The sequence below is a fragment of the Idiomarina sp. UBA4520 genome, from assembly GCF_002388365.1.
Lineage (GTDB): Bacteria > Pseudomonadota > Gammaproteobacteria > Enterobacterales > Alteromonadaceae > Idiomarina > Idiomarina zobellii.
The window spans coordinates 1-8526 of sequence record NZ_DGMK01000005.1 but is presented as its reverse complement, the minus strand read 5'-3'; the positions used below and the strand labels follow the sequence as shown (position 1 = coordinate 8526).

Here is an 8526-nt window from a genome sequence, read left to right as displayed (position 1 = left end):
CCGGGTTTTGTTGACCACTACAGCCAATTCAAGATAAAGGCGCCATTGCTAGTAACTCACTCTCATACCTATAAACGACATCGTCCAGAGCAGACGTTACTGTATCAATTGGTCGAACGCCACTACCCAGAATTTCAGAAGCAGCTTTCACAAAAAGGGAAGTCGTTACCACTTCATGTGGTAAAAGAGTTTGAAGAGTTTCTTAGGTGTGGTCGGCTTGAGCATGGTTTTTTGCGTGTAGTTTGTGACGACTGCAAGCATGAGAAACTGCTGGCGTTCAGCTGCAAACGCAGGGGATTTTGCCCAAGTTGCGGTGCAAGAAGGATGGCAGAAAGTGCCAAGTTGTTAGTTGAAGATGTTCTTCACGGTTACCCTGTACGCCAATGGGTATTGAGTTTACCCATCCCGCTTCGTCTACTTCTAGCTAGGTATCCCAAACACTTAAGTAAAATCATGCAAATCATTCATCGTGCTATTTCTTGCGATATTGTGCATCGGGCTGGGTATCTTAAGAAGCAAGCAAACACAGGAGCGGTGACTTACATTCAGCGATTTGGTAGTGCACTGAATCTCAATATTCACTTTCACATGCTCTTTTTGGAAGGCGTTATCACTCAGGAGTGTGGACAGTCCAAATTCAAGTGCGTTAAAGCACCAAACCACAATGATATGGAAACCCTCGTGAATGTCATTAGCCATCGCATCGCGACCTACTTGGAGAAGGCCGGGCTCGTTCAACGGGATATGGACAACACATTTCTCGATTTACCCATGGATGACGAAGATAGTTTACTGCCCTTGCAAGCAGCCTCTGTCAATTACCGCATTGCTGTAGGACCAGATACAGGCAAAAAAGTCTTTGCCTTGCAAACCTTACCTGCCAAAGACGAACAACATTACGGTCAATTAGCTCAAATAAACGGTTTTAGCTTACACGCTGGGGTGTTTGCAGACAGCCATCAAACTGACAAACTGGAAAGGCTATGCAGATATATCTCAAGGCCAGCGTTAAGCGAGCAACGATTGAGTCTAACCGATTCAGGAAAAGTAAGATATCAACTGAAAACTCCCTATCAAGACGGTACCACACATGTCTTTTTTACTCCCTTGGATTTCATAGGCAAGCTCGCGGCACTGGTGCCAGTGCCGAGGCTAAACCTTACGAGGTTTTATGGCGTGTTTGCTCCCAATGCTAAGGTGCGTGCCGAGGTAACGGCTTCACAACGCGGTAAGAATAGCCCTCGCTTAGCAGAGCATCTGAAAGATTCAGATAAACCATACCATGCGCGAAGCATGTCGTGGGCACAAAGGTTAAAAAGAGTATTCAATATTGACATCACAGTCTGTGAGGCTTGTGAAAAAACCAACGTCAAAATTATTACTTGTATTACGGATCCGGCTGTTATCCATAAGATTTTGGCGCACCTTGACAAGCAGACTCTTCTTGAAGCAAAAAACGATTCTCTAATGCCGCCACTTCGAGCTCCACCAGCCACAGCCTCATTCAGTGACTACATCATTCAACGCGACTTCGATTTTGGCGCATGAAGCACAAAAAACAGACCATCACTTGAACATGCAACATGTTGAGGTAAGGGCTTTCACATATCTCATTGCGGATTTCAGTACCAAAGACCAGTTATATTGCGTCTATCTTGATGACAACTACTTCACTGATTCCTGAAAAGTACCCATTTGACACACGTGCAACTGGCCTTAAATACAGCTGACACAGTGGGTAGTACATAGCGTTAATATTTCTTATACTCGCTTCTTGCTCATGACCAGAGACCGTTCCCCAGTCTGCTAGGAGAGTAGCGCTGTCGCTACAGGTAGTTCGGCAAGCGCCGGTGCACGTCGCTGATGCGGATTCCAGTTCTTTTATCAGATCTTGGGTTGATTTAGCTACTTGGGCATTGACCCATCCGCTTATCGCCAGCAAAAAGAGCGTAGCAAGGGCCTTAATGGTCAATGTTTGGCACGGTTTAGCAAAGCATGTAGGGTTGAGCATAAAATGTCCTTTTTGCACTTACCTCCTACAGCACTAAGAGAGGGTGATATCGTTATAGGGTGTCAATGTTCTAACGCAGTTGTGGTCGGCTTTTAATTGAAAAACATATGTGTATGTTTGGATATCCTAGCATTGGGAAGGGGGTGGTCAAGATATTTTTTGTTTATTTTTTATACAGTCCATGTGTGTTCAGCATGTGTTAATTCTGACGGGTTAGATAAAAGGTGCAGACACGCTGAACCCTCGTTGTCCTTCTAGACCAAAATATATAGCCGTTCCAAATTTGAGGCTGTGCGCCCTGCTGAATTTAATACATTTGTTACGTGGACCCTGAATCAAGTTCAGGGTGACAAGATAGGGGGGGCAGGGTGATGATGTTGGGTAGTTTAGGGTGAGGTCCACCACGCTCGTCATTCTGAGCTCGACTCAGAATCCAACAGCTCTGGATTCCAGCTCTCGCTGGAATGACAGAAATTTCGAGCAGATGCATGTCCCTGTGCCGATATCGCAAGGTGGCTTATCGTAAATCACAGCGGTAGACTCTTTTCCTATCTACCGCTTGCTTACATCGCCGAACGTGTAGTAACTGAGGGCATGACCGAGGTGACTGCTGAAAGTTTTAGCGAAGACGGCTGGTTTAAAACCAAAGATAGAGGGGAATGGTATGAGCAAAAGCTGACAACCTAAAAAGAGAGCCAGCTTTTTTTGTACGAGTGGGTTGTAGGCTTTTTATTCTGACTTTATACCGTGGAACGTACAGTGCAGCACAGGCAATATAAGCAGTGTAAGTACGGTGGCAACGGTCAGACCAAATACAATAACAACTGCCATTGACGCGAAGAACGCATCAGAAAACAGCGGGATCATACCCAGTATGGTGGTGATGGCTGCCATTGAAACGGGACGTACACGAGATACTGACGCGGCTACTACGGCATCGAATGCGCCACTGTTACCCTTTGCCTGTACGTTTATTTCTTCCATTAATACGATCCCGTTTTTAAGCACCATACCAATAAGGCTTAAGCTGCCGAGCAGCGCCATGAACGTAAAGGGTGCACCAACTAGCACCAACCCGCCAATAATGCCGATAGTGGTGAGTGGAATTACGCCCCATATCGCTAACGCCTGACGAAGCTTGCCAAACAGCAAAACGGTGATAATGAACATACCTAATATACCAATAGGCATACTTGCAAATAGGGCGCTTTGCGCGTCTGTTGATGTCTCGTATTCGCCGCCCCATTCAATGTGGTAGCCATCAGGCAGTTTAAGCTCTTCTACAAGAGGGCGAACTTTAGCTTGCACGCTCGCAGCCGTCTCACCGGATAAAGGCATGGGCTCTGCAGAAACCGCCAGCATCCGCACTCGGTTGCGGCGTTTGATGATAGGGTTATCAAGCGATACATCCACATTGCTGATAACATCAGCCATGCTTATATATTTACCTTGTTCTTGGCTCCATACGTTGAGTGAGGCGAGGTTATCTATGTCATAGCGCTGGTTTGGATCGTTGCGCATGACGATAGGTATTAAATCACTACCTTCGCGGTAAAGGCCCACAGTTTCACCTTCATTGTTCAGTAAAAATGCGGTGTGAACGGCATCTCGCGTTACGCCGATACGCCTAGCTTGTTCTTCCAGAAACACAGGTTCAACAAATGGGACTTTGTTGCTCCACGACAAGCGAACGCTGTCCATGGTTTTCTCTGCTTGAAATATGGCTTCAATGTCGCTGCTAATCTCACGCAAAACTTCAGGCTCTGGTCCGTAAATTCTCGCTTCAATTGCCGCTTTTGCAGAAGGGCCTACTTGCAGTGCTTTTACCTTGTATTGCACATTAGGGAAGTCTTCTCGCACCAGCTCGATAATTTCTCGCATACGAGCATCACGAGACTCAACCGTATCAGTTTCAACGATAAGCTGACCATAACTGGCGTATCTGTTTTCTGGCGCATAGGTGAGGGTAAGGCGCTGTGCTCCACCGCCAATAACGCTTGTTACGTTGGCGATATTCTCCATGCCTAACACGTTGTTTTCTAAGCGACGAATAGACTGCTCGGTGGTTAAGATGTCGCTACCTTCAGGCAACCATAAATCGACGAAAAACAGCGGTGTGGATGAATCTGGGAAAAATGCATTTTTTACGAATTTACCTGACGCCATGCTGCCTACTAATGCAACAAGTACCAGTACAATTGTCACGTAACGATGATTGATAGCAGCAGTAAGCACACGCTTGTATACCGTAAAAATAATGCCCTTATATGGGTCGTCATCTTCGTCATTAGCACCGCGCTCTTTTTCAGTTTTAAACAGTAAGTCGAAAAAGAAGGGGGTAATGGTAAGTGCGGTGATCCAACTTAAGAAAAGCGAAAAGCACAGTACCCAGAAGAGGGAGCCGACGAATTCACCTGTGGCATCTGGCGATAGACCAATTGGCGCAAAAGCGGTGATGGCAATCACAGTCGCGCCAAGCAGCGGCAACCCATTTTGCGACACCACGTCTTTTGCCGCCTGAAGTTTGGTTTGCCCTTTTCTCACACCAATCAACATGCCTTCGGTTACCACGATGGCGTTGTCGACCAACATGCCCAGAGCAATAATAAGCGCACCCAAGGAGATTTTTTGCAACTCAATGCCTTTTACCGACATCAATATAAAGGTGCCGAGAATGGTAAGCACAAGAATGAGCCCCATCAGAACGCCACTGCGCCAGCCCATGAAAAGTAGCAGCACGAAAATAACGATGGCCACGGCTTCAACAAGGTTAATAAGAAAGCCAGTTACAGAATCGTCGACCACTGTAGGCTGGTTGTAAACGGTATCCAGCGTCATACCCAGGGGCATACGCTGCTCTAGCTCGGCTATTTTGCTATCAAGCCGTTTACCTACATCAACTACATTTACCGCCGACGCGAACGACACACCAATTGACAGAGCCGGCGTGCCAGAACTGTGATAAAGGATTGAAGGGGTATCGTTAAGCTTGCGCTCAATAGTCGCAATATCTGTTAAGCGAATAAGGGCGCTTGCCGGTGAGCCAATCACCACCTGACCTAACGCTTCTAGGTTATCAAATTCGCCAGTGGGCTGTATGGACAGGCGCTTGCCCTGAACCTTAATCGAACCCGCGTTGCCCACTACATTTTGCGCGGTTAAAAGGCCAGCAATGGATTCTGCAGAAACATTAAGGGTTTTCATTTTATCGTGATCTAACGACACAATAATCTGTTCATTAACGGTACCGGCAATCGACACCTTTTTTACACCGTCAACAAGCTGAATCTCTCGCTGCATTAAATCTGCAAAGTCTTCCATTTGCTTAAGGGAGTAGTCTTCGCTTTTAAGAGTAAGCAGCAGGCCAAAAACGTCACCAAAGTCATCATTCACAATCGAGGTGCTGGTGCCAGGTGGCAGCGATGCTTGTGCATCGCCCACTTTACGGCGCAAGTTGTCCCAGTATTGCTCTAGGTCCTTGGCCTGGACACTTCTTTTAAGCTCAACGGTAATTTGCGATAGCCCAACCATGTTTACTGAGCTGATTCGTTTCACGTTGGGTATACGCTGAATTGCCTTTTCAAGCTGCAGCGTAACTTCTTCCTCAACTTGCTCAGGCGTTGCCCCTGGGTATTGAGTAATAACCAGAGCATTTCTAATGGTGAATTCGGGAAACTCTAGCTGACCTAAGCCAAGAAAAGTCACAATGCCGCCAACACCCAAGATGATGGCGACCATCCAGCTAATTACTTTTTGACGAAAAAAATACTCGACCATGGCTTATAGGCCCCCTTCTTTCGTCCACTCCGTAACAGCTTGGCCTTCTTTTACAAGATGAGCTCCAGCAGCAACGATTTTATCATCGTCGTTTAGCGGGCCTTCAACTAACAGACCGTTGGAAATACCGCGCGTAATCATCACTTCTACTGCTTCTACGGTGCCCCTCGTCGCGTCGTTATCACTGGGTTTAAAACGCCATACAATCGCTTTGTCTGGATTTGCATTGTCGGTAACCACCGCACCAAAAGGCACTAGCCAAAGTTTTGCGTTAGACTCAATGAGTTTCGACATATCAAGTAATACGGTGGCGCTCATGCCCGCTAGAACATTGATGTCGTCTGGTTCTGGCAGAGTAATTGTTACCTCATAGCTAAGCTCGCCTTGTCGCGTGGTGCTTTCGTGATCCTTATACATGGCCGCGTAACGCTTGTCTGGCATACCTGAAAAGCTCACCCATGCCATTTCAGATGTACGATTTTCACGGGCTCGTGAGCGATCAATCATACGCATTTTTTGCTCTGGTAATTGAAACGTAACGTCGATTGCACCAGGCATATGAAGCTCGGCAATGGTTTGCTGCGGTACAATGACTTGGTAATTTTCAACAGGAACAGACGCTATAAGCCCCGCAAACGGTGCGCGAAGCTCCGTATAGCTTAGCTGGTCCTGTGCGTTGGTCAGACTGGCTTTAGCGGCTAAAAAATTGGCTTTCGCTTCATCAAAAGTAGAGCGGCTTACCGCGCCTTTTTCAACGGAAGCCTCCATGCGTTCAAACATAGCCGATGACACGTCAAACTGAGACTGGGCAGTGGCTAACTGTGCTTTCGCGTCTCTATCATCAAGTCTAGCGATAAGTTGGTTCTCTTTAACTTCCTCGCCCGCTTTTACTTTGAGTTCTTGGAGTTTGCCGCCAATGCGAAACGAAAGGTTTGAATACTCAGCCGCTTCCACTTGCCCCGGGAATTTAGCGATGGTTTCGTCTGAGTGCTGCACTTTGTAAAGCGTTACCGGTGTTGATGAGACTGCTTTGGGAGGCGTGGGGGCTTCTTCACATGCACTTAACCCAGCGAGTGCAGTAAATACCATCACAGTGCGCAGGGCTAAGCTGTGAAAGAGACTTTTTTCAGACAACATGGTAACTCTCCATTTAAATAGACCACTTTTTATTCCCACTAAGAGGGGACACCGGGATTTGTACAATAATCGCCAAATTAAGGCTAACTATCTGATAAGTAATTATAATTGTAAGTGAAGTAAGTTTTGAACCGTAACCCTTCGAAGTTACAAAACTTTCTGTCTTTTAGAGGTCCGGCCGGTAAAAGCGTTGAATTTAGCCACTTGGTCCGCACCTTAGGACTTAAGTTGTAAAATTCGACGTGCGCCACTGAGCACAATCACAGCAATAAGGAGGCCGATCAGTAAATCCGGATACCGCGATCCCGTCCAAGCGACCAAAAAGCCCGCCAAAATGACGCCAAGATTGGCAATGACATCGTTGGCGGAGAAAATCCAACTCGCCTTCATGTGTGCACCGCCATCTCTGTTTTTAGCAATCAATACCAAACACCAAGCATTAGCCATCAATGCGACCAAACCGAAGCTCATCATCAGGCTGGAAACTGGCTCGCTGCCATACCAAAATCGCCGCAATACTTCACTCAAGGCGCCTAAGGCTAATATCACCTGCAACCAGCCGGACAAATGTGCGGCGCGCAGCTTCATCCGAACGCTGTGCCCAACGGCATAAAGCGATACGCCATACACCGCAGCATCGGCAAACATATCCAGTGAGTCGGCGATTAATCCCGTGGATTGAGCCAGCCAGCCGACCGTGATTTCAACCGCAAACATGACCGCATTAATGACTAACAACCATTTGAGTATACGGGCTTCATTTTGTGACGTTTGTTGGGCCGATACTTGAGCCTGGATGAAGACATTATTTTCCACTGGATGAGTGTGCTCAAGCGTCGCCCCCAGTCCAAGCGCGTGCATTCGAGCCTCAATGGTTGCCGCGTTGTCACCGTGAAAAATGCGAACCTTTCGATTGGGGGTATCAAATTCCAACGTCACCTTTGGGTTAACGCTATCCAGCGCCATGCGGATCATGCCTTCTTCCGAAGGGCAATCCATCTTGGCTACACGGTATTCGCTAACGTAACCGGTATCTATCTTTGCTTTGTCTACTGAATCCTGAGTGACACAACCCTCTGAATTGTTCACAGTCCCGCAGGTGCCGCTGCATTGCTCTGCCATAAAAAGCCCTTGTTATACCCGTAGTGCCCAGTTTAAACTCTATTGTAACTATAGAGTCAAGTGTTGGAGATCAATGCGGTGAAAATCGGTGAACTGGCGAAAATGACCGGCTGCTCAGTGCAGACAATTCGTTATTATGAAAAAGAACAGTTGTTGGCATCTACCCAGCGCAGCGAAGGGAATTTTCGTTTGTATGATGCAACTGCCATTGAACGGCTGATGTTTATCAAGCACTGCCGCAATCTTGACCTCGCTTTATCAGAGATCCGGCAACTGTTAGCGTTAACCGGATCGCCTGACACACAATGCGATGACGTCAACCGAATGATCGACACACACATCGAGCAAGTGGAAGCCCGAATTCAAGAACTCAGCCACCTTCGACAACAGTTAAAAACCTTGCGCAACAGCTGCTCAAATGAGCGAACCGTTGAGCAGTGTGGCATTTTGCACAATTTGGGTATACGGATTTAATGGTT

At 47.1% G+C, this 8526-nt stretch carries 5 protein-coding genes; 2 read left to right on the top strand and 3 right to left on the bottom strand.

Going from position 1 to position 8526, the window contains the following annotated elements; translation table 11 throughout:
* The first annotated feature begins 33 nt into the window (after positions 1–33).
* Positions 34–1548, top strand: coding sequence for a transposase (locus B3850_RS02355; protein ID WP_069945706.1), 1515 nt, complete (start codon positions 34–36; stop codon positions 1546–1548).
* A gap of 1192 nt (positions 1549–2740) precedes the next feature.
* On the opposite strand, the gene B3850_RS02350 is transcribed toward B3850_RS02355, so the two are convergent.
* The 3 genes from B3850_RS02350 to B3850_RS02340 form a co-directional block, all read right to left on the bottom strand.
* Complete coding sequence (locus B3850_RS02350; protein ID WP_286872285.1) at positions 2741–5788, bottom strand: efflux RND transporter permease subunit; 3048 nt, start codon at positions 5786–5788, stop codon at positions 2741–2743.
* Positions 5789–5791: 3 nt separating this feature from the next.
* Positions 5792–6925 carry an efflux RND transporter periplasmic adaptor subunit gene (locus B3850_RS02345; protein WP_202942482.1) on the bottom strand — a complete coding sequence of 378 codons (1134 nt, stop codon included), beginning with the start codon at positions 6923–6925 and terminating at the stop codon, positions 5792–5794.
* 216 nt (positions 6926–7141) lie between these two features.
* A complete protein-coding gene (locus B3850_RS02340; protein ID WP_286911324.1) occupies positions 7142–8047 on the bottom strand; it encodes a cation transporter in 906 nt (301 codons plus the stop codon).
* 102 nt (positions 8048–8149) lie between these two features.
* Here B3850_RS02340 and cadR point away from each other — a divergent pair, with 102 nt between their 5' ends.
* Positions 8150–8521, top strand: a complete 372-nt coding sequence (gene cadR, locus B3850_RS02335; RefSeq protein WP_414654196.1) for a Cd(II)/Pb(II)-responsive transcriptional regulator — start codon at positions 8150–8152, stop codon at positions 8519–8521.
* Positions 8522–8526 lie beyond the last annotated feature (5 nt).